Genomic DNA, 22858 nt, shown 5'->3' on the forward strand with positions numbered 1-22858 from the left:
GGAACTACCATGAAGTGGAGGAGACTATGGTCGCTTCGGCGCTGGACACATGTATTTCAGCGGATATCAGGTTATTTGGTTTCTTCCCAGGTTAAGCTAGGGGATAAGCTCTTATTCGTGATTCCCGCTCTACTATACTGGGTCTTGCCAGATATTATGCCACTGGTACCCATTGACGATATCGGATTTACCATGCTATTGATGAACGGATTCGTAGCCAGAGTCGAGCGTAAATACCCGCACATTCTCAGAGAGCATCCGGGTGTTGTCAGGCGTGCATAATCCATGAAATCGATCTGGTTATCATGCAAGGATGCTTGCGCAAATATCGACGGAGGTCTACAATAACATATTGAATGAACCATCCGTGAGGAGATGAATATACGTGAAATGTAAAATAACCCGTAACGCGGCGAAAGTGTTAAAGCGAGAATTGGACAAGGAAGAGAATCAGGGCAAGAAACTGCGCGTCGTAGTTACCCATGCACATGGCGATCATGCCCATTACGGACTTGATCTGGATACACCGAAGGACACCGATGTCGTGGTATCGACGGACAAAGAGATCGATGTGATTCTGGAGGTGGGACAACCTTTCCTGGATGGCGTGAAGATCGACTATCTTTACTTTCCGGAAGAGGGATTTGTGATTACAAATCCATCCCAAGGCAATCACGGCGACCACTAGGCAGCGTCAGGCAAAGAAGGGTGCATTATTAATGGCTAACGATATTCGCGTCTGTGAGAAATGCAGACATACCAGATTGAAGACGATCATTCCCAAAATCCAGAAGATGGTCCCCGGCGCCGATATTAAGATCGGCTGCAAATCGTATTGTGGCCCATGCGGCAAACGTGCATTTATTTATATTAACGGACGATATGTCAGCGCACCGACGGAAGATGAAGTCCTGGCGAAGGCATTGCCGTTCGTGAAGTAGCTTGTATCATGTATAGTTCTTAAGGCGACCATCCATGCTAAGAGAGCAATAGGAGCCTACATCATGGAAGGAGCTTATACATGAACAGTCACGATTCCAGTCTTCATTCCAACAACCCGAGCAACAGTGCATTAGACTCGATTGAGAAACTGCACCGCGCCGTCTCCTCGGCGATGTCACATCCGTCGGATGAATTGGTCCAGCAGGCAGAGAACGCGTTGTCTCATACGGAGAACGCTGTGGGCCAACTGATGGAACACGGAAATCCGAATGCTGTTGAATTGGCCGAAGAACTGTTAGGTGAGGAACAGGAGCGTCTGTCTAAGCTTCGTTCAACCAGCCGGTAGTGTATTGATCCTGTGCAAACTGTCCCGCCACGTTATGTGGTGGGACAGTTTTTTTGTGCTTGTAGCGGTAATGTTTCGGGTTGAAGAAATAGGTTTAATCGACACCAGGCTCCGATTTAAACTGCTTGAGCAGATCATAGGTGATAACCTGATCTGATATTCGCAACTGCTTCTGCGTCTCCTCGTAACCTGCGCGGCATGCTTCAATATCGGTTGGCTCACGGTTCCCAGATCATAACAGGTTCCGCCCTCAAGCCCTGCGGTCTCCGAAGGAAGATAGAACACCTCGGCATTGGAGAATACCCCGCTGCGCAGTGGGATCAGGCGTTCCCGGTCATCGAATAGATGACCTCCGATCCAGTAGTAAGGCTCTTCGGGTATCCCCAGCAGGTGGAGGATGCTGGGCGTGATGTTCATCATGCCCGAGGCTTCAGCAAATTCTTGTCCTTCGGTGCCGCCGGGAAGGCGGATGAGCAGAGGCACTTGATTCATAATCTGCTCCATATCGAGCGCGTTTAACTCACGCCCGAGGAAGCGTTCATAGAATGCTTGCTCCTTGATGGAATTATCATGGTCTCCATAGATGAGTAGGATCGTATGATCCCATAGTCCCTGTTCCTTCATCGAAGTGACCAATTCGCCGAAAGCTTCATCCACGTAGTGAATGGAATGCAGATAATCCCCGAACATCGTTCCTTCGAATTCACCCGTATCCAGCGTGCGGTCATGTGCTGGAATATCATACGGATGATGGCTGGTAAGCGTAATCAGGAAGGAGTAGAACGGTTGGGGAATGTCCTTCATATAATCCATGGATTGCTCGAAAAATGCCTTGTCGCTTAATGACCAGCCCAAAATGTCATTCAATTCGTAATCGTTCTTGCTGAAGAAGCGATCGTAATTCATCTCCCGGTAGACGGTCGTCCTGTTCCAGAAACTGCTGTCGTAGGCATGAAATACGTTAGCGGCATATCCCCGCTCTGTTAAAATCTCCGGTAGTGTATCCCATTGCCGATCCGCATATCTCGTAAACACGGATCCTGTCGGCAGCGGTAGCAAGGAACTGTGAGTGACAAAATCGGCGTCCGAGGTTCTGCCCTGGCCGGTCTGATGATAGAAATTGCTGAAGTAAAGACTCTCGTCCATCAGTCTATTGAAATTAGGCGTAATCTCCTGACCACCAATCGAACGGCCGATGATGAAGTTCATGAGCGCCTCGGTTTGGATCATAATCACGTTGCTATCTTTATACTTGCCAAAGAGTGGGCCAGCGTCTGTGGCCTGACGCTGCTTGGCACTGAACCATTGCTCGATTTCCTGCAGCTCTTCCTCGGCCAGCTTCGGGGGTCCGATCAGATGATCTCTGCTATACCGGTACAGGTCGTAGCCGTGAAACCCGATAAGCCCGGTCACATTGTACAGGGTAACGTTCCACCAGTTACCTTCGAACAGGCCGACTGCCCAAGTGTCCGAAGCTTTTTTGATCGGGAGGACCGTCATGGCCAAGCCTGCAAGAAGTACAAGTCCTCCGATCAGGAATCGACGGAACAGGGTCTTGCGACGTAAACGCCGGGTTTCTCCAGGCATGCTGTAACCGATCGACGTAGGAGCTTTCCCCCGAAATAGGATATAAACGGTTAACGGGATCAGAATGAGCCAGTCGATGAAGAAGAGCAGATCTCCCCACTGGATCAGAGAGCGTATGCTGCCCCCTAGGGATCCGACTTGGCCGGCTTGCATTAATACGGGAATCGTAATGAAATCCTCGAAATAGCGGTAGTAGATGAGATCTGCATAAATAATGGCCGTCCACAGCAGATTCAGCAGGGTCAGCCCTATTAGTCTTCCTCTTGGGGGCAACCATAAGGTCCAGCATGAGATGACCAGCAGCGAACCGACTGCAATCACATAATCGACCAGATTCAATCGCATATTGGCTAAGTGAAGTTGATGGTCTAGCAAAATTAACTTGTACATCATGAATATAAGGAACAGGAAGTATGAAGTATGCCGATAATGCAACATTCGGGCAGCCCGTTCCCGCAAGTCCAATCTGTGATGGGATGAGAGCAAGTATGTAGCCTCCTTTACAGTAGAACCATACAAGCGATAAAGATGTACTTATTATAGCTATACCTGGTGAGATTTCAAATGCACGCGGATAGCAAAAATGCCGCCTGCAGGCGGCATCAGCTTGACGCTACTCCCGGTTTCGTGGAGGCAGCGGACCCAAGTATTGATAATACTGGCATTCAATACGGCCATTAAACAGCTTGCGGCGCTTGTCCGCTTTGCGGCCAAAGTAGTGCTCGAACTGCTTGGTCGGGCTGAGTGCGAAGAATGACCAGGTCGAAAGCGAGTGGGTGACGGAGCCGAGCTGCCGGATCAGACGCTCCACTTCTTCCTTTTCACTCAAGCGCTCGCCATAAGGAGGGTTCGTGATGATGCATCCGAATTCTCCCTCTGGAATAGCTTTGGCTGCAGGCAGCACTTTGAAGTCAATCTCTCCGCCGAGCCCCGCTGCTTTGGCCGCGGCCTTGGCTACTTCGATCGCCTTCGGATCGATATCACTTCCTGCGATGTATAGCGGAATATCGTCCTTGACTGCATCGAAGGCCTCTTCACGAGCTTCCTCCCACCGCTGATCTCCAATGATGTCCCACTGTTCGGACGGGAAGGAGCGTCGCAGGCCGGGAGCGATGTTCCACGCAAGCAATGCCGCTTCAATCAGGATGGTGCCTGAGCCGCAGCATGGATCATAGAGCGGGCGGTGAGGTCCCCAGCGGCTTAACTGTAGAAGAGCCGAGGCCATGGTTTCCTTCAGCGGGGCTTCCGTAACCAGCTTGCGATAGCCGCGCTTGTGAAGCGCTGGTCCTGTCGTATCGAGCGTAAGCAAGGCGCGATCCTTAAGCAGTGACACTTCAATCACATAACGGGGGCCATCCTCAGGGAACCATTCTGTACGGTGAGAGAGCTTCAGCTTCTCTACAATCGCCTTTTTCACGATACCTTGACAGGCAGGAACGCTGCTAAGCTGGGATTTGTGCGAACGCCCTTCAACCGGGAATTCGCCGTCCGCAGGAATCCATTCTTCCCAAGGGAGTGCTTTCGTTCCTTCAAACAGTTCGTCAAAAGTAAGGGCCTTGAACTCCCCCATCTTGACGAGAATGCGATCGGATGTGCGGAGCCACAGATTGCAGCGGCAAATATCGATGAGATCACCTGAAAAGGTAACCCGGCCGTTTTCTACTTCCATATCGGTGTAGCCAAGCTCCTTGAGCTCGCGGGCTACGACAGCTTCTAACCCCATCGGGGCTGTCGCGATCAATTGTAAACGAGGCATTAACGATGTCAACTCCATTTAACATGTGTACGGCGATGGACGCCGCCAGTTCAATCTATATAGTATAGGCGATTGCATTAACTAAGACAATTATCATATGATAGGTTTCGTGAGGTTGAACGGGAAAGCAGTCATGCGATTAAGAATAAGGAGGCACTTCATTGCTTACGACCCCTGATGAATATGTTAACCAACTGTACCCTGAAGATGAAGAGCTTCAGCATATAATTGAGGCTATCCGCGAGCAGGGCATGCCAGAGGTTTCGGTCGCACCGGCTTACGGCAAGCTGTTGACGCTGCTGGTACAGGCGTCCGGTGCCAGCAGCGTCCTTGAGATCGGCGCGCTCGGCGGCTATAGCGGCATCTGTCTGTGCCGGGGGCTCCCTGCACATGGCAGGCTCACGTCCCTTGAACTGAAGGAAGAATATGCAGCACTGGCTGGCAAGCATTTGGCAATGGCCGGTTTTCAAGATCAGGTTGAATACCGGATTGGCCCAGCTGCGGACAGTCTAGCGGCTCTGAGAGAGGAAGGCCGAACTTTCGATTTCTTTTTCATTGATGCGGACAAAGAGAATTATCCGCTCTACCTGGATTATGCGCTGGAGTTGGCCAATCCTGGCGCATTAATCGCCGGCGACAATTGTTTTCTCCGCGGGAGAACGCTGAATTCAGAGAAGAATGGACCTTCGGTGCAGGCGGTACGCGATTTTAATGCGCGAATCGCTGCGGATGAGAGGCTAATCAGCACGCTGCTGCCGGCCTATGACGGTTGATTCTGGCCCGCGTGAAATAGAGTTACGTACGAAAGGAGCCGCTCCTGTTACATGAGCGGCTCCTTTCGATTTCGTGGTTTATCTGCGTCCTACCGAAATTTCGGCGCAGGCTTGTGGGAGAAGAGCTTTCTCTTCACCCAGATCATATTGATGATCAGCAGGCAGCCTGACGTAATAAATAGTCCCTCGATGCCGATGAAACCGGAGAGGAAGCCGCCGATGACCGCGCCAAGCATGTTGCCAAGCGCAAGCGAACTTGTGTTGAAGCCGAAGGATCGGCTCTCCATGCCATCCGGTGTGTACGAGCGAATCAAGGCGTTCACGCTTGGCAGCAGCCCTCCCATGAAGACGCCCATCATAAACCGGACGACGATGAGCTGCCAGACGGATAGGACGAAGGCTTGCGGGATTAACGTAAGTCCCGTGCCGATGAGAGCGTAAGTCAATATGCGATGAGCGCCGACCTTGTCGCTGAGCTTGCCGAGAATCGGTGAAGCGATCATGTTCGATAGGCCGGTTACCGCAATGACGAATCCGGTCCATATCGCGATATCCACCGATGACCCGTGAAGCTTCTGTACATACAGAGGCAGCAGTGCCATCGGAGCAATCATAGCGAACTGCAACAGAAACGTAACGGTGAACAGAGCGGGCAATTGCGGAATATGGCTCAGCTCCTTCAGCCCGGCGATTACTGATACTTGCGGCGTCATAGCGGCCTTCTCTCGGTTAAACTTCTCTTGTACGAGAAACAAGGCAAGCAGAGAAGCGAGGAATATAAGCCCGCCGGTGATGAAAAAGATCGGCCGGAATCCAACCCAATTCGCCATCAGCCCGCCGATTAATGGACCGAGGATTGTACCTGCAACCTGTCCGGATTGCATGATGCCCATCGCGAAGCCCATCCGATTCTTCGGGGTCGTGCCCGAGACAAGGGAGATGGCTGCCGGGTTAAATCCGGAGATAGTCCCGTTCAACAGAAGTAATACGAGCAAATGCCATGGTTGTGTGGCGAAGCCCATGCATGCAATGACAAGCGCCATGCCGAAGCCGGATCGAAGCAGCATCAGCTTGCGTCCATACTTATCGGCCACCTTTCCCCATATGGGTTGGAAGATAAATGAGGTCACGAAATTTGCAGCGAATATCAGCCCTGCCCATATTCCGATCTCTCGGGTGCCCGTAACATTCAGATCTTGTGCCAGATATAACGTGAGGAACGGCGTAATCATGGTCATGCCCGCGTTTACTAAAAATTGTCCGAACCAAAGCACAATGAGATTGATTTTCCAACGATTCAATGTGCTCGTCACATCCTTTCTAAGTTGTCCATTATGAATCAAGTTGTGGATAGATCATCTACGCACTGAAAAATTGCCGTTCTTCCAGTATAACATATTTAAAAAGTGACATTTGCACATATTGTCATAAGATTGTCATTTGATTTTCATAGGATGTCCATGGATGTAGGTTGTTACTTACTTTTAAAAAGGGCATAATGTTCTTTAGGAAACTTTATACACATTGATGGGGGCCTAATCATGACCTATAACGATCAATTTATCCGAGCTTGTCGGAAGCAGGAAGTCAGCCATGTACCGGTATGGTATATGAGACAGGCTGGACGCTACGATCCGGAGTATCGCAAAATTAAAGAAAAATACTCATTGCTCGAAATTTGCAGTCAGCCGGAGCTTGCGGCAGAAGTCACTTTGATGCCCGTACGGAAACTCGGCGTAGACGCAGCAATTCTATATTCGGATATCATGAATCCAGTTGCATCCATTGGGATAGACTTTGATATTGTGAAAAACATTGGTCCTGTCATCGACAACCCGATCCGTTCCGCGGCAGACGTAGAACGACTTCGTCCAATTGATGTTGAAGGTGATTTGGGACACGTACTGGAAACGATCCGTATTCTCGACAAGGAACTGGAAGTGCCGCTAATTACGTTCGCAGGTGCTCCATTCACGATTGCCAGTTACTTGATCGAAGGCAGACCTTCTAGGAATTATCTCCGTACCAAGGAAATGATGTACAGCGAGCCGAAGGATGGTTCTCCTTGATGGACAAATTAGGCGACATGGTGATCGCCTACTTGCGCGCTCACGTGGCGAACGGAGGGAAAGCGTTTCAACTGTTTGATAGCTGGGTCGGTGCGTTATCGCCGCAGGATTTCTCGACCTTCGTCTTGCCGACGATTCAGCGTATTTTCGCTGAACTGAAGGATCTGAACGTACCGAAGATTTACTTCCCAGGCGTCAGCTCCGGTGAATTGCTTCCAACCTTGACCGATCTTCAAGCAGAGGTCATCGGGCTAGATTGGAGGGTGTCGATTACGGAAGGGCGCCGTCGCCTGGAGCATAAGTATGCCGTTCAAGGCAACTTGGATCCAACCGTTCTAACAGGTCCAATGCCGGTTATTCAGCGGTATGCCAAGGAAATTATTGACCAAGGGATTCAGGAACCGGGATTCGTGTTTAATCTTGGCCACGGTTTGTTCCCCGAAGCCTCATTGGACAAGCTGCGAGAGTTGACGTCCTACGTCCATGAGTATTCCTCGCATGTATTGCAGCAGGCAGGTGCACAGCGTACGTAACAGTTGAATATTATAATCGTCAGAGGTGATACGGTATGAAGAACAAGATTGGCGTATTGGTAATGTCCTACGGGACACCGGAGAGCATGGAGGGAATCGAGAGTTATTACACGCACATTCGCCGAGGTCACAAGCCGTCCGAGGAACAGTTGCGAGAACTGACCGAGCGTTATGAAGCGATTGTAGGTGGGGTATTTCCGCTGCGCGAAAATACGGATCGGCAGGTGCGCACACTCCAGGAGACATTGAACGTGGATCCACGGTCAGCCGATTATGAATTTGTGTGTTACCAAGGGTTAAAGCATGCGTCTCCTTACATAGAAGACGGCGTTGAGAGCATGGTTCGCGACGGGATCAAGGAAGCGGTAGGGATTGTTCTGGCTCCTCATTACTCCTCGATGAGTGTCGGTTCGTACGTGAAGCGTGCACAAGTCAAAGCGGATGAGCTTGGATTGCAAATGTCATTTGTGGAGAGCTATCATATGCATCCGAAGCTGATTGAAGTGTTTGCCGATCGTGTATCCGCAAAGCTCAATCAGTTCGAGCAAGCAGGTGCAGATCGAGACAGCGTGAGAGTGTTGTTCAGCGCTCACAGTCTCCCCGAGCGCATCTTGTCGATGGGCGATCCGTACCAGGATCAATTGCTTGAGACCTCGAAGGCAGTTGCCGAGAAGGCTGGAGTAAAGAGCTGGCAGTTCACATGGCAGAGCGCCGGGCGTACGGCCGAGCCATGGCTGGGTCCGGATGTACTGGATACACTGCAAACGCTCAATAAAGAAGAACAAATCGAGGATGTGCTTGTAGCACCAGTCGGGTTTGTATCCGATCATCTGGAAGTTCTGTATGACCTGGATATTGAGGCGAAGAGCATTGCCAAGGGAATGGATATGCGGCTTGAGCGCATCGATTCCTTGAACAGCGATCCGCTATATATGGAAGTGCTGAGCGATTCCGTTATCAAGCAATTAGGACTGTAGGACCTGATTTTACGCCACGTGAATACGTATAATTTACGCATAGAACTCCTCGGCGACGGGGGGTTCTATTCTTTGCCTGGAAGCTGGTATAATGGAGGAACGGACCTCGGGCCTGGGGTCTTACTAGTGGAACAAAAGGAGTGACCTATGAATCTGTCACGATCAGATAAACATAAAGCTGAGAAGCTGGCCCGTAAGCAGCGAAACGGACAGGTTTGGATCATACTTAACTTAAGTCTTATTTTAATGATTGCTGCACTACTTATCTATTATTTCAAGTTCACAGAAGATCCGGCACAAACGGCTTATTCCCCGGATATACCGGAATCTGCCGTGAATGGAAGTGGCTCCGGTAACGAAGGCAGCCTCTCCGAAACAGAGGGGCAGGAGGAACGGGACACGGCTGAGCTACCGCCGGATACGGTCACGCCTGTTGTAGCAGAACCGAAGGGAGATACGCCCGGGGATCCTGAGCAGCGGGTCGTTATGCATTTTGCAGGTGATACGCTGTTCTCAGGTAAGGTGGAGGATGCGCTCAAGCAGCACGGATATGATTATCCGTATCAACATCTTGGAACGGCCTTTCTCGAGGATGATCTCACGGTGCTAAACCTGGAAACGCCGATTACGACAAGAGGTGTCGGTGCCGCTAACAAGAAGTTTGTATTCAAGTCCTCGCCGGAAGTTCTCCCTGCCATGCGTGCAGCGGGTGTTGAAGCCGTCAATTTGGCGAATAACCACATCCTTGATCAGGGTCAGGAGGGGTTGCTGGATACGCTCCAGTATCTTAAGGACAACGATATTCGTTACGTTGGAGCGGGAGTGAACGAAGAAGAAGCGTTCGCGGCCCAGTATTTCGAGCTACAGGGAATACGAGTGGCCTTGCTCGGATTCAGCCGTGTCCTGCCGGAGACGACATGGTATGCACTGGAGAACAGACCTGGTGTGGCCGGAGCGTATGATCATGTATTGCCCAAGGCAGTGGAAGCCATCCAGAAAGCCAGAGCAAAGGCGGATCTGGTCGTCGTTATTGCCCATTGGGGGCAGGAGCTTCATAAGACGCCCGATCAGAACCAGCTTAATCTGTCTCGCGCATTCATTGATGGCGGAGCGGATCTGATCATTGGTGGACACCCACACGTATTGCAAGGGCTTGAGCAGTATAAGGGGAAATGGATTGCTTATAGTACAGGCAACTTTATCTTCACCAAATCGGCGAATGCCGACACCTGGAGAACAGCCGTATTCCGCGCATCCTGCACGATTCAGGGAGATTGTGATCTGTCACTGACACCGTATCGTACGGAGATTGGTCAGGTGATTCCGCTGGAAGGCGATGAAGCCAGAGCTTTGCTTCAGGAGGTACAGAATCGATCGATTGGCGGCGTCAAAGTCACGCCCGATGGCGAAGTTATAGCAGGCAGCGCAGAATGATTCTTATTCGTCAGTTCATACGGAGGAGGTCCCTAGCATGAACAATTTATGCGTGGCTCACCGGGGCTTTTCCGGCAAAGCGCCCGAGAATACTCGTGCAGCGATTCAGATGGCGATGGATGAGCCTTTCGTAAAGTGGATGGAAATCGATGTACAGTTGACCCAGGATGGGGTTCCTGTCGTGATTCACGATTTCAGTGTAGACCGTACGACGACCGGACGCGGGAAGGTCAAGGATTTGACCTGGCAGGAGATCAGGAGGATGGATGCGGGGCAATGGAAGGGGCGGGAATTCAAGGGTGAACAGGTGCCCTCACTGGACGAAGTGCTGCAGTTGGTCAAGGGTCGTCTCAAGCTGAATATTGAGCTGAAGACGAGCGGAGACATGTATCCTGGCCTGGAGGAGGCGGTTTTGGCAAGGGTGCATGCCCATCGAATGTTGCCCGATGTCGTGCTGACTTCTTTTGAACCGAAAGTTCTGGTCAAAGCCAAGGAGCTTGATCCCGAGGTACAGACGGGACTGATCATCGATGCCCATCCCCGTAATCTGTTGTCACGGTTGAAGCAAATGAAGTGTTCTTTCCTCTCCATCGGTTATTCTCATCTGGATGCTGCATTCGCATCGGATCTGGTGAAGAACAATATTACGCCGATGGCATGGACAGTGGATGATGCGAAGAGTATGAGAGCTCTCGCTCGAATGAATCCCGCTATCATGATCTGCACGAATCGCCCTGATACCTGGGGGCAAATATTTATTCAGAAGATCGCACCGAAAGTTCCGTTCTGGCGAAGAAAATGGAGGTTATAGTATATGTGTGCTTTAGTGAACAATGTTTATTGTGTGGGACGGAATTATCAACTGCATGCGGCGGAGCTTGGCAATGCCGTTCCGGATGAGCCGATGATCTTCTTGAAGCCATCTCACGCGGCCGTTCCGCTGGAAGGCAGTGTACTTAAGCTTCCCCAGAATCGCGGCAGCCTGCATTTTGAAGGGGAACTGGTCATCCAAGCCGGTCGTGATTACACGCCGGGCATGAAGGTGGATGAGTTAATTGATACGATGGCACTTGGAATTGACTTTACACTTCGGGATGTCCAGAGCGTCATTAAGGAGAAGGGGCATCCCTGGACGGCGGCTAAAGCCTTTAAATCCTCTGCACCGCTTACGCCTTCCATTTCTTTTCCGGGAACGGATAAGTTGAGCGATACCGATTTTACGGTTCGCAAGAATGGAGAAGAGGTGCAGCGCGGGAACGTAAGGAATATGATCTTCTCGCTGCAGGAGATTATTGATTATATCGGAGAACATTATGGGATCGGGAAAGGGGATCTGATCTTCACAGGAACTCCTGAGGGAGTAGGTCCGACCCATTCCGGAGATGTATTTGAATTGTTCTGGGGCGAAGTTCGTCTGGGCCGCTGTGAGATCGGATAACGATGTGCAGAACAATGGAGGGATAATTCGAGCATGGAATGGCTGATCGGGGCCGCTGGCGCCACGTTGGTTGCAGGAGCTGCGTATTGGAAGGGATCGCTGTCGGCCTCCGGCACGGCGGCTGCTGTTCTGATGGGCACCATATATTACGGAGCGGGGGACGTGTTTTGGTTCGGGACCTTGCTTCTTTTTTTCATAACATCGACACTGCTCTCTCGTTACGGCAAGAAGCGCAAGATGGACCTTGAGAAATCCTATGCCAAGACCGGGCGCAGGGATGCCGGGCAGGTGTTGGCGAATGGCGGTATCGGTATGATGCTATGTCTGCTTCATGCCTGGCATCCTTCCGAGGTATGGGTATTGTTATTCATTGGCGTCATGGCAACCGTTACCGCGGATACCTGGGCGACGGAGCTTGGGAGCCTAAGTCGCAGCGCACCTCGCTCGATCTTGAGCGGCAAGGTACTGACAACCGGCGAATCCGGCGGCGTATCGTGGTTGGGCTCCTTGGCAGCGACAGCAGGCAGCCTGCTGATCGGCGTAAGCGGCTGGCTGCTGGGCGTCGTGGCCGGCATGGACATAAGCGCGATGTCCTACATATGGGCTGGCCTGGCAGGCGGCTTGGTCGGTGCGTTCGCCGATTCATTCTTGGGCGCCACGCTTCAAGTGATGTACCGCTGCGGTGTATGCGGCAAATCGGTTGAAGTGTCGCGTCATTGCGATAAGCCCACGCAGCGATTGCGAGGATACGGCTGGATGTCCAATGACGCCGTTAATCTGATTAGTTCTCTGCTCGGCGGAGCCGCTGCCTATGGAGCTGCGATGTTGTGGCTCATGGCGTAAGATGCAACGCTTTGGTGTATTTCATAAAATCTATAGAAATAAGTAGGGATTGAACAATGAACATCTTGACTGTAGAACAATTAACCAAAAGCTATGGCGAGAAAATTCTGTTTCAGGATGCAACCTTCGGGATGGAGGATCAGGATCGGATCGGCATCATCGGCGTGAACGGCACGGGGAAATCAACCTTTCTCCGGGTCATTGCCGGGCAGGAACCGCCAGACTCCGGCAAAGTATCGATCGGTAACCGGATTCGAGTGCGATTCCTGGCTCAGAATCCCGAGTTTGATCCCGATAAGACCGTGCTGCAGCAAGTGTTCGAAGGTGACCTTCCCGAGATGAAGGCCGTCCGAGAATATACGGAGACGATGGAATTGCTTGAGCTACATCCACATCATGAGGAACTGCAGCAGCGTCTGCTACAGCTGAACCAGACGCTAGATACGCTTCAGGCGTGGCAGTTGGAGAGCGATGCCAAGAGCATTCTCTCGAAGCTCGGAATACGCAATTACGATGCCAAGATGGGGACGCTATCGGGTGGGCAACGGAAGCGGGTTGCGTTAGCGGCAGCGCTGATTCAGCCTTCCGACCTGCTGATTCTTGATGAGCCGACGAACCATATCGATAACGAGTCGGTTGCCTGGTTAGAGCAGTATTTGCAAAAGCGCCGGGGCGCTTTGCTGATGATTACGCATGATCGGTATTTCTTGGATCGTGTAGCGAATGTGATGCTCGAGCTCGATCATGGACGGTTGTTCCGGTATGAAGCGAACTATAGCCGCTTCTTGGAACTGAAGGCGGAGCGGGAAGAACGTGAAGCAGCATCCGAACAGAAGCGTCAGAATCTGCTGCGCAGTGAACTCGCCTGGATGCGCAGAGGAGCCAAAGCTCGTACTACGAAGCAGAAAGCGAGAATTGACCGCTACGAGAAGCTGAAGGAGCAGGAGCTCACACATGCCAGTGGTGACCTGGATGTCTCGGTTGCTTCGACGCGGCTTGGACGCAAGATTCTGGAGATCGAGAACTTAAAGATGTCGGTCGAAGGCAAGGTCTTAATTCAGGATCTATCCTATATCGCCGTTCCCGAAGATCGGATCGGTATTGTCGGGCCGAATGGCAGCGGCAAATCAACATTCCTTAACTTAATAGCCGGACGACTTCAACCCGATTACGGTCAGGTTGTCGTGGGACCGACGGTCAAGATCGGTTATTTCACGCAAGAACATCAGGAGATGGATGGTAATCAGCGGGCCATTGAGTATATTAAGGATGAAGCTGAAGTCGTGCGTACAGCTGATGGATCGACGATTACGGCAGCTCAAATGCTGGAGCGGTTTCTCTTCCCCCCTGCGATGCAGTGGACACCGATTATGAAGCTATCAGGCGGCGAGAAGCGCCGCTTGTACTTGCTCAGGGTATTGATGAGTGCGCCGAATGTGCTGCTGCTTGATGAACCGACCAACGATCTGGATATTCAGACATTGTCCGTGTTGGAACAATATCTGGACGAGTTCCCTGGCGTGGTGATCTCTGTATCCCATGATCGCTTCTTCCTGGATCGGACGGTGGACAAGATTCTGGCTTTTGAAGGGGCAGGCCAGGTCAGAATTCATGTCGGCTCATATAGCGAATATGCGGAATGGATGCTGCGCAATCGTCCGGATGCGGCGGGGACTCTTGGTAAAGGCGGTAGCACCACTGCTGCAACTCCTGCTGCTGGACGTTCAGAAACAATGAATTCTCCAGTGCAGGCAAGCAAGGATGCCCCGCGCGAACGGCTGAAATTCAGTTATAAGGAACAACGCGAATACGAGCAGATTGATGGCTTGATCAAAGCGGTGGAGAACCAGCTCGCCGTTATCCAAGCCGAGATGGAAACTGCTGGCAGCGATGCGGCCCGATTGCAGGCGTTATTGCAGCAGCAACAGGACAACGAGCTGGAACTGGAGCGTTTGATGGAACGCTGGACTTATCTGAATGAGCTGGCAGAGAAGATAGAGCAGAGTAAGGATCATAGTAACCCAATCGTAGTAAGATAGAACAAGAAGGACGCTGCCTGGACAGAATATCCAGGCAGCGTCCTTCTTGTTCTTAACGAATATAGGCTGCGAGCAGTCTTACCGTATTCAACACGGCTTGCTTGTGGGTTCGTTCCATGGCATGCGAAGCGTGAACGCCCGGACCGATGAGTGCTGCCTTGATATTGCTGCCTGCCGAGAGCGCTGCGGACGCATCGGACCCGTAATGAGGATAGACGTCGACTGCATATGGAATGCCTTCACGCTCAGCCAGCTGGATTAATCGACTGGTCATCTCGTAATCATAAGGACCGGATGAATCTTTCGCACAGATGGAGACGTCGGTTTCTTTGCAGCTGAGATCATCACCGATGCAGCCCATATCAACCGCAATCATCTCATTGATATCAGAAGGTATGTAGGCTGCGCCGTGCCCGACCTCTTCGTAATTCGAGATCAACAGTTTCACATTATGTTTCGGTTTCCAGTTCTCGCGTTTCATGCTCTCAAGCAGGCCGAAGAGGGCAGCGACACTGGCTTTATCATCCAGATGACGTGATTTGATGTACCCGCTAGGCGTCATGACGACGCGAGCATCGAAGGAGACATAATCCCCGACCCCGATGCCAAGTTTCTTCACATCCTCAGCGGAATCTACCCATTCGTCAATCCGAACTTCCATGTTGGCTTCGATTCGTTTGAAGTCGCGGGCGTCGCTATATACATGAACGGAAGGATGCGTCGAGAGAATCGTGCCTGTGTATTTCTGACCGCTGCGGGTATGGATGACGCAATATTCATTCTCCATGCTGTTCATCATAAATCCGCCGATTGACGTTAGTCTGAGTGTACCGCCTGATTTGACGGCACGCACCATAGCACCGAGTGTATCGACGTGGCCGCTAAGACCGATGGTGCGGCTATTGTCTTGTCCAGGCACGGAGAGTATCGCGCCGCCTTTCTCATTCCATGTTAAGGAAACGCCAAGCTCGGCGGCTTCCTGCTCGATTCGCTTCATAATATGAGCCGTGTAGCCGGTAGGGCTTGGCGTATTAAGCAGGTCTTCTAGCAGATTCAGTACGTAGTTCTCATTAGGTTGGATCGACATAGATAGGGTACCTCCTTCATCTTGCTTTTGCTTTAAAAGGAACTCTGATGCTGTCTATATTCGTTTCATGATTTACACGAATCTCTGTCCACTCGAAGTGAACTAGATATGTCAGAAAATCCTTTTGCTCGTCTAGGGCTGTTTATCTTGCGCATTTTGCGCCGCGGTTTGTGCGGCTTCTTCTTGCTTCTTCTGTTCCTCGGCAGCTTGTTGCACTTCCAGGGTGTACCCCGTAGCCTCACGAACATGGATGATCTCCGCGGCTAACGTACGGATTTGCTTCTGCATCTGATACTGACGGTAGATACCGAATGCACCCACGATCAGTCCTCCAATCAGAGAACAGCCAAGAATCAGCAGAATGAGTGGAATATTAACGATCCCGAATAAGAGATTCACTTCTACCGGATTCACGTTGATAACCGCAAATACGGCAGTCACGAGCGCGAACACTAACGCAGCTATTAAACTCCATTGGATCTTCATAGGGAACACCTCCTCACACAGTATAAAATCCTTGCCTGCGTAGGGCAAGGGATTTTATTCCACTGGTCAAATGATATTTTTACTTCGTCAGCTGCTCCATTTGCTTAATGACATCCTCAAACACGCTCATCGCTTCGCGAATCGGTTCAGGAGATGACATATCAACGCCGGCTTTCTTCAAGATGTTGATGGAGTAGTCACTGCCGCCGCTCTTCAGGAAACCGAGGTAACGGTCGACCGCCGGCTGCCCCTCTTCGAGGATCTGCTTCGAGAAGCTGGTTGCTGCCGAGAAGCCGGTTGCGTATTTATACACATAGAAGCTGGTATAGAAATGCGGAATGCGTGCCCATTCCATTCCGATCTCCTTATCGACCTGCATGCCCTTGCCATGGTACTTCACGTTCAGCTCATAGTAGATGTCGGACAAATCTTGCGGCGTCAGCGACTCGCCGCTTTCTGCGCGTTCATGGACGAGCTTCTCGAATTCCGCGAACATCGTTTGCCGGAAGACGGTGGTACGGAACTGATCTGCATAATAGGTGAGCAGATACATTTTCTGCTTCGGATCTTTGGAATGTTTCAAGAGGTAATCCATCAGCAGCGCTTCGTTTGTTGTCGATGCTACTTCCGCCAGGAAAATCGTGTACTGTGCATCTCGATACTTCAGATTGTTATCGGAGTAATAGGAGTGAAGCGCATGCCCCATCTCATGAGCCAGCGTAAACATACTGTTCAGGTTATCTTTATGGTTCAGCAGCACATAAGGATGGGTGCCGTAAGCTCCCCAGCTGTATGCTCCTGTACGTTTGTTCTCGTTCTCGTAAACGTCAATCCAGCCATTATCATAGCCTTCCTGAAGGCTCTTCAGATAATCTTCGCCCAGCGGCGTAAGACCGTCCTTGGTCATTTGCTTGGCTTCTTCGTAAGTGATGTCCCATTTATATTCATCGACAAGCGGAGCGAACAGGTCATACATATGCAGTTCATCAACGCCAAGCAGTTTCTTACGCAGTTCCATGTAACGGTGCAGCAAAGGCAGGCTTTCATGCACGGTATCAATCAGATTCGTGTATACATCCTTCGGAATATTGTCGCCGTAAAGGGACATATCCAGAACGGAAGGATATTTGCGGACGCGAGAATAGAACATGTTCTTGTTCACATTCGCGCTTAACGTGGCAGCGAGTGTGTTTTTTTGCTTGCCATAAGTTTCATATACCGCTTTGAAGGCACGTTCGCGAACCTCACGGTTTGAACTCTCCAGGAATTGAATATAGTTCCCGTGCGTAAGCTCAACTTCCTTGCCTTCTTCGTTCTTGATCTTCGGGAATTTCATGTCTGCGTTGTTCAGCATGCCGAAGATCGTCTGCGGAGCAGAAGAGAGATTGCCGACTTGAGCCAGGAGTGCTTCTTCAGTCTTGGACAGAATATGAGCTTTCTCCCGTTTCATTTCGGTTAAAGTGAATTTGTAATCCTGGAGCGCTTTATCCTCAATGAACTGATCGAGCTGGCTCTCGGACAGTGCAAGAATTTCGGGGGTTATGAAGGACAGTGCTTCGCCGGCTTCGACATTCAGCTTCTTGGCTTTGGCGGATAGCGATTGGTATGTAGGATTGGCCGTATCTTCATCGTGATGCATGTGAGCATAAACGTAAAGACGCTCGGCATGGTAAGAGATTTCGTCTTCAAGCTCGAAGCATTCCTTGACGGCTGCGGCACTGTTCAGTTTACCTTGGTAATCAGCAGCACGTTTAAGCAGCGTCTTTAATTCTGCGAAGCTGGCATCCCATGCCTTTTGGTCGGCAAACATGTCCTCGAGTTTCCATTGGTGCTCCTTCGGGACATCTGAACGCTTTAATATTTGATCCATAGAGATCCTCCTTGAATGATATGTATTTATTGATTGCCGGGTTCCTTCTGGCAAGGACTCAGAGCGAGCAACGGACAAGGGAATCAGGGCGAGCGCTACGGTTACGCACAGCACTTTGGCGCCTTTCATGACATAACCTCCTCATTTTATTCAATTAATGAGTTAGTATGTCATGCACCTTGTCCTTTCATTCCCAGAAATTACGAGGAACCCAGAGCGAGGAAACTGTATACAATGAGGTAAAAGGCAAACAGGATGAAGGCGGTCGCAATGAGGGCCATCCCTTTCCGCAGCTTGACAGGAATCCGATCCCGGTTCATGATCATGATCGCGCCAAGGCTGAAGGTCAGAATGATGTAGATGACAATATTCGTATAGTTCATTGCGTTATACCTGCTTGAAGGCAGCTATAATTTCGCGCCATTCATCTTCGCGGTCTTCAAAATCTTCCTTGCGGAAACGATTCTGGGCCCACTGCATCAATGCCGGTCGACTCATGAAGGTATGGGTTTCTTCGCCCCATTGGTCGGAAATCTCGCGCAGAACGATGTAGCGGCCCTGAACTTCAACCGTCATCATGTTCCACTTGTCTTTTTTGTATATTTCATGTTTTTTGATCATATGCATTCTCCGTTTGCTACTTAGGCTTTTGGGTAAATGATAACGCAAGCCAAGGCCCAAAAGCAAATAATCTTATGATATTTTGGAGCTTCAAAAAAAGCCCCCGTAGGGTGAATTGACGGATTGCAATGTCAGAAAACATGGGATATAATATGGATATTCGCCATAGATGGCGGTATTTTTAGGAGGTTGTTCATTTGAAAGGTACAGTTAAATGGTTTAACGCAGAAAAAGGTTACGGCTTCATTTCCGTTGAAGGTGGCGAGGATGTATTCGTACATTTCTCCGCAATCCAAGAAGAAGGCTTCAAGAGCCTGGAAGAAGGTCAAGCGGTAGAATTCGATATTACTGAAGGTAACCGTGGTCCTCAAGCAGCCAACGTAACAAAACTGTAAGCTAACTCCCGATCGGAGATCTTATAGAATTACCAAGGCATGGAGCACAGTTCTCATCGTTGAGAACTGTGCTTTTTTGTGTCTTTTTTGGCCAAGCTGATTATTGAATCTCATGCACCCAGGCTGTTGCTGTAATTCTCCGGCTTGTCCCATAGATGTCGGTACAGAAATCCGAGAAAGGCGAGGAAGGCCAGCAGGAGCGCAATCATGTAGAAGAACGGTCTTCCTGCTGCTTCATACAACATGCCGCCGAATACGCCGCTTACCAGCCCGGAGGCACTTGACCAGAAGATGATGAACAGCGCCATGCCGCTTGCGCGGTACTGCGGTGGAATGATCTGGGTAATGTAACGGACGGCCGTGACGTAGAATACGCCAAACGTAATGCTGTGGAGCGATTGAACGGCCAGCACCGCAACCGGGTCTGTGGCGAGCGACATCAGCAGGAACCGGATCGCGAACATCAGGCTGGCGAATGCCAGAAGAGGCAGTTCCTTTATGTTGTTGCCATACTTGCTCAGCAAAAAGAAGATCGGGATTTCGCTGGCTGCCGATATCATGAGCGACCAGCCGATCATCCCCTCGGTGGCTCCTAGATCGGATAACGTGAGGGTAAGAAAAGCCTCATTCATGCGATGGGCGATAGCAAGGCAGAACGAGCAGCCGAAGAACCACAGGATCTCCCTCGAGCGCAAAATTTTGAATAAGATCGCCAGCTCAACCGGTTCGGACTTCGTCGTAACGCCATCGCGTAGCAGGAACGAACAGAACAAGGTACAGCAGCCAATGCCAATCCCGATGGCAAGCGTGCCGGCCGCTCCTGTATAGCTGATGGTATATCCGATAGCAAGCGCGAAAAAAGCAAAGCCAAGCGATCCGAATACCCGAATCACCGTAAAGCTGCGCCCATACCGCTGCGCGGTTTGGATGGCCATCGTATCTGCGAGCGGATAGACCGGGTAATAGAAGAAGTAGAACAAGCTGATAATGATCATGACGAAGCCGAAGCTCGACACCTGCCACAACACGAGCAGGGCGATGAGCTGGCCGATGATGAGCACATTCATGATGCGCTTGATCGTGCGATATTTATCACTGGTGTAGCTCCAGATCATATTGGAGAAGATGGAGATAAGCGGACCGATGGCATAAAGGTAACCAATCTGAGTGCTGCTAAATCCGATTTCCTTGAAATATAACGGAAAGTAGGATATCACGAGCGCAGTGGTTCCAAAGATCGTGAACATAAAGGCTCGGAGCCAGTTCTGGTCCGGTCTGAACGAGGCGTTAAGTTTCATGCGTATGATTCTCCGTTCTCTCTACGAACCCGCTGCCGGCATTGTTTTTAGCGATTGCCATAGATGCTCGTCGTAATTAACTGGGTATAAGTATATAACAGTTCGTTTCAAGGGGCTAGACAGTCGCCTGCATATCTTGATCGGTCATGAGATTTATCGCCGGGTTATTTGTACAAAATGAGTGATCATATTATAATAGGTTTGATTTGGATAGGTATAAAAGACAACCATGTGGAGGCAGAGTTCATTGAATAATCAAGAGCTAAGCCGTAAGGTTCCGCGCAGTCCGGTTGGATTAATGAGCAGGGTGTACAAGTTCATACTTCCGGAGGTGCGGATGGAGCTGGATAAGTGGAGCCGCATGGCCGATCTTATTCCGGATGAAGAGCTGAGAAGGCAGGCGTTAGCCAGTATAGAGACAAAACGGTTTCACTGCCAAGGCGGAGCGGTATATGCCGCGGCGAATCTGCCTGAGAAGCATGTCCTCATCCCATTAATCGTAGCTTATCAGACGATAAGCGATTATCTCGATAATTTATGTGACCGCAGCACTTCACTGGATCCAGCGGATTTCAGGCTTCTTCATCAATCCATGCTGGACGCTGTTACACCTGAGGCTGAGCTAAGCGATTATTATGCGCTTCGTCCAGAGCGGGAGGATGGCGGATATCTTGTCGCACTCGTGCAGACATGCAGGAAGTGTATTGGCGAGTTATCAGGCTATGGGGCGGCACAGCCTTACATAAGGGATTTGGCGGAGCTGTATACTGACTTGCAAGTGCATAAACATATCCATCCCAGTCAGAGAGAAGCAGCACTGCTTGAATGGTGGTCCCGGCACGCCCATCGTACTCCGCATTTGCGGTGGAACGAATTTGCGGCAGCAACCGGTTCTACCCTGGGGGTATTCATGCTGTTCCTTGCCGCAACGGACCCATTCTTGGATGATGAGGATGCATCGTCCATACATGCATCTTATTTTCCGAATGTATGTAGTCTCCACATTATGCTGGATTATCTTATTGATCAAGACGAGGATAAGCTGGGCGGCGATCTGAACTTCTGTAATTATTACGAGAATGCCGATACTATGCTGAACCGATTAGCTTCCATCGTGGAGTGGGCCCGGAAGGATGTCAGAGCGATTCCCTCGACCTCTTTTCACCGTATGATCATTGAGGGGTTACTGGCGTTATATTTATCCGATCCGAAAGTCAGTGAGCAGCAGTTCGTTCGCACGATATCCAAACGTTTGATGAAGAACAGTCCCATGACAAGGATTTTCTTCTATGTGAACAGTCGATGGATTCGAAAGCATAAGCAAGAGTGACATATTGAAGGAGGAGTAAGTAAGATGGCAGAAGTTAAAAGAATTGCGGTTCTAACGAGTGGCGGTGATTCCCAAGGCATGAACGCGGCTCTTCGCGCCGTGGTGCGCAGCGGCTTGTATTACGGCTTGGAGGTATACGGGATTCAGCGCGGGTACCAAGGGCTGCTAGAGAACGATATTACCAAAATGGATCTGCGCAGCGTAGGGGATATTATTCAGCGCGGAGGTACCGTATTGCGGTCCGCACGTTGCGAAGAATTCAAGACGGCGGAAGGTCAGCAGAAAGGCGCTGATATTCTGAACCAGCACGGGATTGATGGTCTGGTGGTTATTGGCGGAGACGGTTCATACCAGGGTGCCAACAAACTCAGTAAATTGGGGATCAAGACGATGGGGCTGCCGGGTACGATTGACAACGATATTTCTTTTACCGATTATACGATCGGTTTTGATACGGCGGTAAGCGTCGTTGTGGACGCTGTGAACAAATTGCGCGACACGATGTCATCCCATGCCCGCTCATCCGTAGTTGAGGTAATGGGACGCCACTGCGGCGATATCGCGCTGCACGCCGGACTTGCTTCGGGAGCCGAGACGATTCTGGTGCCGGAAGTGGAGTATAACCTGGACGAGGTGGCTGACCGGCTGCGTGAGAATTTTGCCAAAGGCAAACGCCATAGTATCATTATTGTGGCTGAAGGCGTCGGCCGCGGCGAGGATATCGTACGCGATCTTAAAGGATGCAACGCATCCATCGACGCGCGTGTGACGGTGCTTGGTCATATTCAGCGCGGTGGAGCTCCAACGCCGTTCGATCGCAATCTGGCGAGCAGACTCGGAGATTTCGCTGTACGGAGCCTAATTAGCGGCGAATCCGATAAGGGCTGCGGTTTGATTAAAGGGGAGCTTGTGCTGACCGATATCGATAAAGTCGTCAACACGAAGAAAGAGTTCGATCGTGACCTGTACGACTTGGCATTGCGGTTATCTCAATAAGCGTGGGTAATTAAAGAAGAGCAGCTTGCAGGATCTGA

Annotated in this window: 21 protein-coding genes and 3 pseudogenes; 15 read left to right on the forward strand and 9 right to left on the reverse strand. The window is 50.6% G+C overall.

Annotation, left to right across the window (positions count from 1 at the left end; genetic code table 11):
- Window positions 1–9 precede the first annotated feature (9 nt).
- From JCM10914_RS17680 to JCM10914_RS17695, 4 genes are all read left to right on the forward strand, one after another.
- Complete coding sequence (locus tag JCM10914_RS17680) at window positions 10–282, forward strand: hypothetical protein (RefSeq protein ID WP_023963454.1); 273 nt, start codon at window positions 10–12, stop codon at window positions 280–282.
- A gap of 103 nt (window positions 283–385) precedes the next feature.
- Entirely contained in the window at window positions 386–688 is a 303-nt protein-coding gene (locus JCM10914_RS17685; RefSeq protein ID WP_023963455.1) for an iron-binding protein, read from the forward strand.
- Window positions 689–719: 31 nt separating this feature from the next.
- The gene (locus tag JCM10914_RS17690) at window positions 720–941 is read left to right on the forward strand and encodes a DUF1450 domain-containing protein (protein WP_023963456.1); all 222 of its coding nucleotides are present in this window, start codon (window positions 720–722) and stop codon (window positions 939–941) included.
- 80 nt (window positions 942–1021) lie between these two features.
- Entirely contained in the window at window positions 1022–1288 is a 267-nt protein-coding gene (locus JCM10914_RS17695) for a hypothetical protein (protein ID WP_023963457.1), read from the forward strand.
- Between the two features lie 94 nt (window positions 1289–1382).
- On the opposite strand, the pseudogene JCM10914_RS17700 reads toward JCM10914_RS17695, so the two are convergent.
- Window positions 1383–3313 (reverse strand): annotated as a pseudogene (locus JCM10914_RS17700) (LTA synthase family protein).
- 175 nt (window positions 3314–3488) lie between these two features.
- A complete protein-coding gene (locus JCM10914_RS17705) occupies window positions 3489–4631 on the reverse strand; it encodes a class I SAM-dependent RNA methyltransferase (RefSeq protein ID WP_023963459.1) in 1143 nt (380 codons plus the stop codon).
- A 161-nt stretch (window positions 4632–4792) separates the two neighbouring features.
- Between JCM10914_RS17705 and JCM10914_RS17710 the strand changes: the two are divergent.
- Window positions 4793–5424, forward strand: a pseudogene (locus JCM10914_RS17710) (O-methyltransferase).
- A gap of 69 nt (window positions 5425–5493) precedes the next feature.
- Here the strand turns inward: JCM10914_RS17710 and JCM10914_RS17715 are convergent.
- Window positions 5494–6705 carry an MFS transporter gene (locus JCM10914_RS17715; protein WP_036718816.1) on the reverse strand — a complete coding sequence of 404 codons (1212 nt, stop codon included), beginning with the start codon at window positions 6703–6705 and terminating at the stop codon, window positions 5494–5496.
- A 240-nt stretch (window positions 6706–6945) separates the two neighbouring features.
- On the opposite strand from JCM10914_RS17715, the pseudogene hemE reads away from it, so the two are divergent.
- The 7 genes and pseudogenes from hemE (at window position 6946) to JCM10914_RS17750 (ending at window position 14737) form a co-directional block, all read left to right on the forward strand.
- A pseudogene (gene hemE / locus JCM10914_RS17720) lies at window positions 6946–8006 on the forward strand (uroporphyrinogen decarboxylase).
- A 35-nt stretch (window positions 8007–8041) separates the two neighbouring features.
- Entirely contained in the window at window positions 8042–8983 is a 942-nt protein-coding gene (gene hemH, locus JCM10914_RS17725; protein WP_023963465.1) for a ferrochelatase, read from the forward strand.
- A 147-nt stretch (window positions 8984–9130) separates the two neighbouring features.
- Window positions 9131–10417, forward strand: a complete 1287-nt coding sequence (locus tag JCM10914_RS17730; RefSeq protein ID WP_023963466.1) for a CapA family protein — start codon at window positions 9131–9133, stop codon at window positions 10415–10417.
- 37 nt (window positions 10418–10454) lie between these two features.
- Window positions 10455–11228, forward strand: a complete 774-nt coding sequence (locus tag JCM10914_RS17735) for a glycerophosphodiester phosphodiesterase family protein (protein ID WP_023963467.1) — start codon at window positions 10455–10457, stop codon at window positions 11226–11228.
- 3 nt (window positions 11229–11231) lie between these two features.
- Window positions 11232–11855 carry a fumarylacetoacetate hydrolase family protein gene (locus JCM10914_RS17740; protein ID WP_023963468.1) on the forward strand — a complete coding sequence of 208 codons (624 nt, stop codon included), beginning with the start codon at window positions 11232–11234 and terminating at the stop codon, window positions 11853–11855.
- Between the two features lie 33 nt (window positions 11856–11888).
- Window positions 11889–12698 carry a DUF92 domain-containing protein gene (locus tag JCM10914_RS17745; RefSeq protein WP_023963469.1) on the forward strand — a complete coding sequence of 270 codons (810 nt, stop codon included), beginning with the start codon at window positions 11889–11891 and terminating at the stop codon, window positions 12696–12698.
- 56 nt (window positions 12699–12754) lie between these two features.
- On the forward strand, window positions 12755–14737 hold the full coding sequence (locus JCM10914_RS17750) for an ABC-F family ATP-binding cassette domain-containing protein (RefSeq protein WP_023963470.1): 1983 nt from the start codon (window positions 12755–12757) through the stop codon (window positions 14735–14737).
- A 52-nt stretch (window positions 14738–14789) separates the two neighbouring features.
- Here the strand turns inward: JCM10914_RS17750 and JCM10914_RS17755 are convergent, their stop codons facing one another.
- The 5 genes from JCM10914_RS17755 to JCM10914_RS17775 all read right to left on the reverse strand — a co-directional run bounded on the left by JCM10914_RS17755 (window position 14790) and on the right by JCM10914_RS17775 (window position 18801).
- Complete coding sequence (locus tag JCM10914_RS17755; RefSeq protein WP_023963471.1) at window positions 14790–15824, reverse strand: M42 family metallopeptidase; 1035 nt, start codon at window positions 15822–15824, stop codon at window positions 14790–14792.
- 132 nt (window positions 15825–15956) lie between these two features.
- Window positions 15957–16310, reverse strand: coding sequence for a lipopolysaccharide assembly LapA domain-containing protein (locus JCM10914_RS17760; protein ID WP_023963472.1), 354 nt, complete (start codon window positions 16308–16310; stop codon window positions 15957–15959).
- A 79-nt stretch (window positions 16311–16389) separates the two neighbouring features.
- Complete coding sequence (gene pepF / locus JCM10914_RS17765) at window positions 16390–18180, reverse strand: oligoendopeptidase F (RefSeq protein ID WP_036718821.1); 1791 nt, start codon at window positions 18178–18180, stop codon at window positions 16390–16392.
- 200 nt (window positions 18181–18380) lie between these two features.
- Window positions 18381–18563, reverse strand: a complete 183-nt coding sequence (locus JCM10914_RS17770; RefSeq protein WP_023963474.1) for a hypothetical protein — start codon at window positions 18561–18563, stop codon at window positions 18381–18383.
- A 4-nt stretch (window positions 18564–18567) separates the two neighbouring features.
- Window positions 18568–18801 (reverse strand): hypothetical protein, encoded by a 234-nt coding sequence (locus JCM10914_RS17775; RefSeq protein ID WP_023963475.1) that lies wholly within the window; start codon window positions 18799–18801, stop codon window positions 18568–18570.
- 197 nt (window positions 18802–18998) lie between these two features.
- Between JCM10914_RS17775 and JCM10914_RS17780 the strand changes: the two genes are divergently transcribed.
- On the forward strand, window positions 18999–19196 hold the full coding sequence (locus JCM10914_RS17780) for a cold shock domain-containing protein (RefSeq protein ID WP_006211711.1): 198 nt from the start codon (window positions 18999–19001) through the stop codon (window positions 19194–19196).
- A gap of 110 nt (window positions 19197–19306) precedes the next feature.
- On the opposite strand, the gene JCM10914_RS17785 is transcribed toward JCM10914_RS17780, so the two are convergent.
- A complete protein-coding gene (locus tag JCM10914_RS17785) occupies window positions 19307–20494 on the reverse strand; it encodes an MFS transporter (protein WP_023963476.1) in 1188 nt (395 codons plus the stop codon).
- A 247-nt stretch (window positions 20495–20741) separates the two neighbouring features.
- Here JCM10914_RS17785 and JCM10914_RS17790 point away from each other — a divergent pair, with 247 nt between their 5' ends.
- Together JCM10914_RS17790 and pfkA are read left to right on the forward strand one after the other, a co-directional pair.
- Window positions 20742–21824 (forward strand): tetraprenyl-beta-curcumene synthase family protein, encoded by a 1083-nt coding sequence (locus JCM10914_RS17790; RefSeq protein ID WP_023963477.1) that lies wholly within the window; start codon window positions 20742–20744, stop codon window positions 21822–21824.
- Window positions 21825–21848: 24 nt separating this feature from the next.
- On the forward strand, window positions 21849–22820 hold the full coding sequence (pfkA, locus tag JCM10914_RS17795) for a 6-phosphofructokinase (RefSeq protein ID WP_023963478.1): 972 nt from the start codon (window positions 21849–21851) through the stop codon (window positions 22818–22820).
- Window positions 22821–22858: the final 38 nt, after the last annotated feature.

This window comes from Paenibacillus sp. JCM 10914 (assembly GCF_001315105.1).
Lineage (GTDB): Bacteria > Bacillota > Bacilli > Paenibacillales > Paenibacillaceae > Paenibacillus_AQ.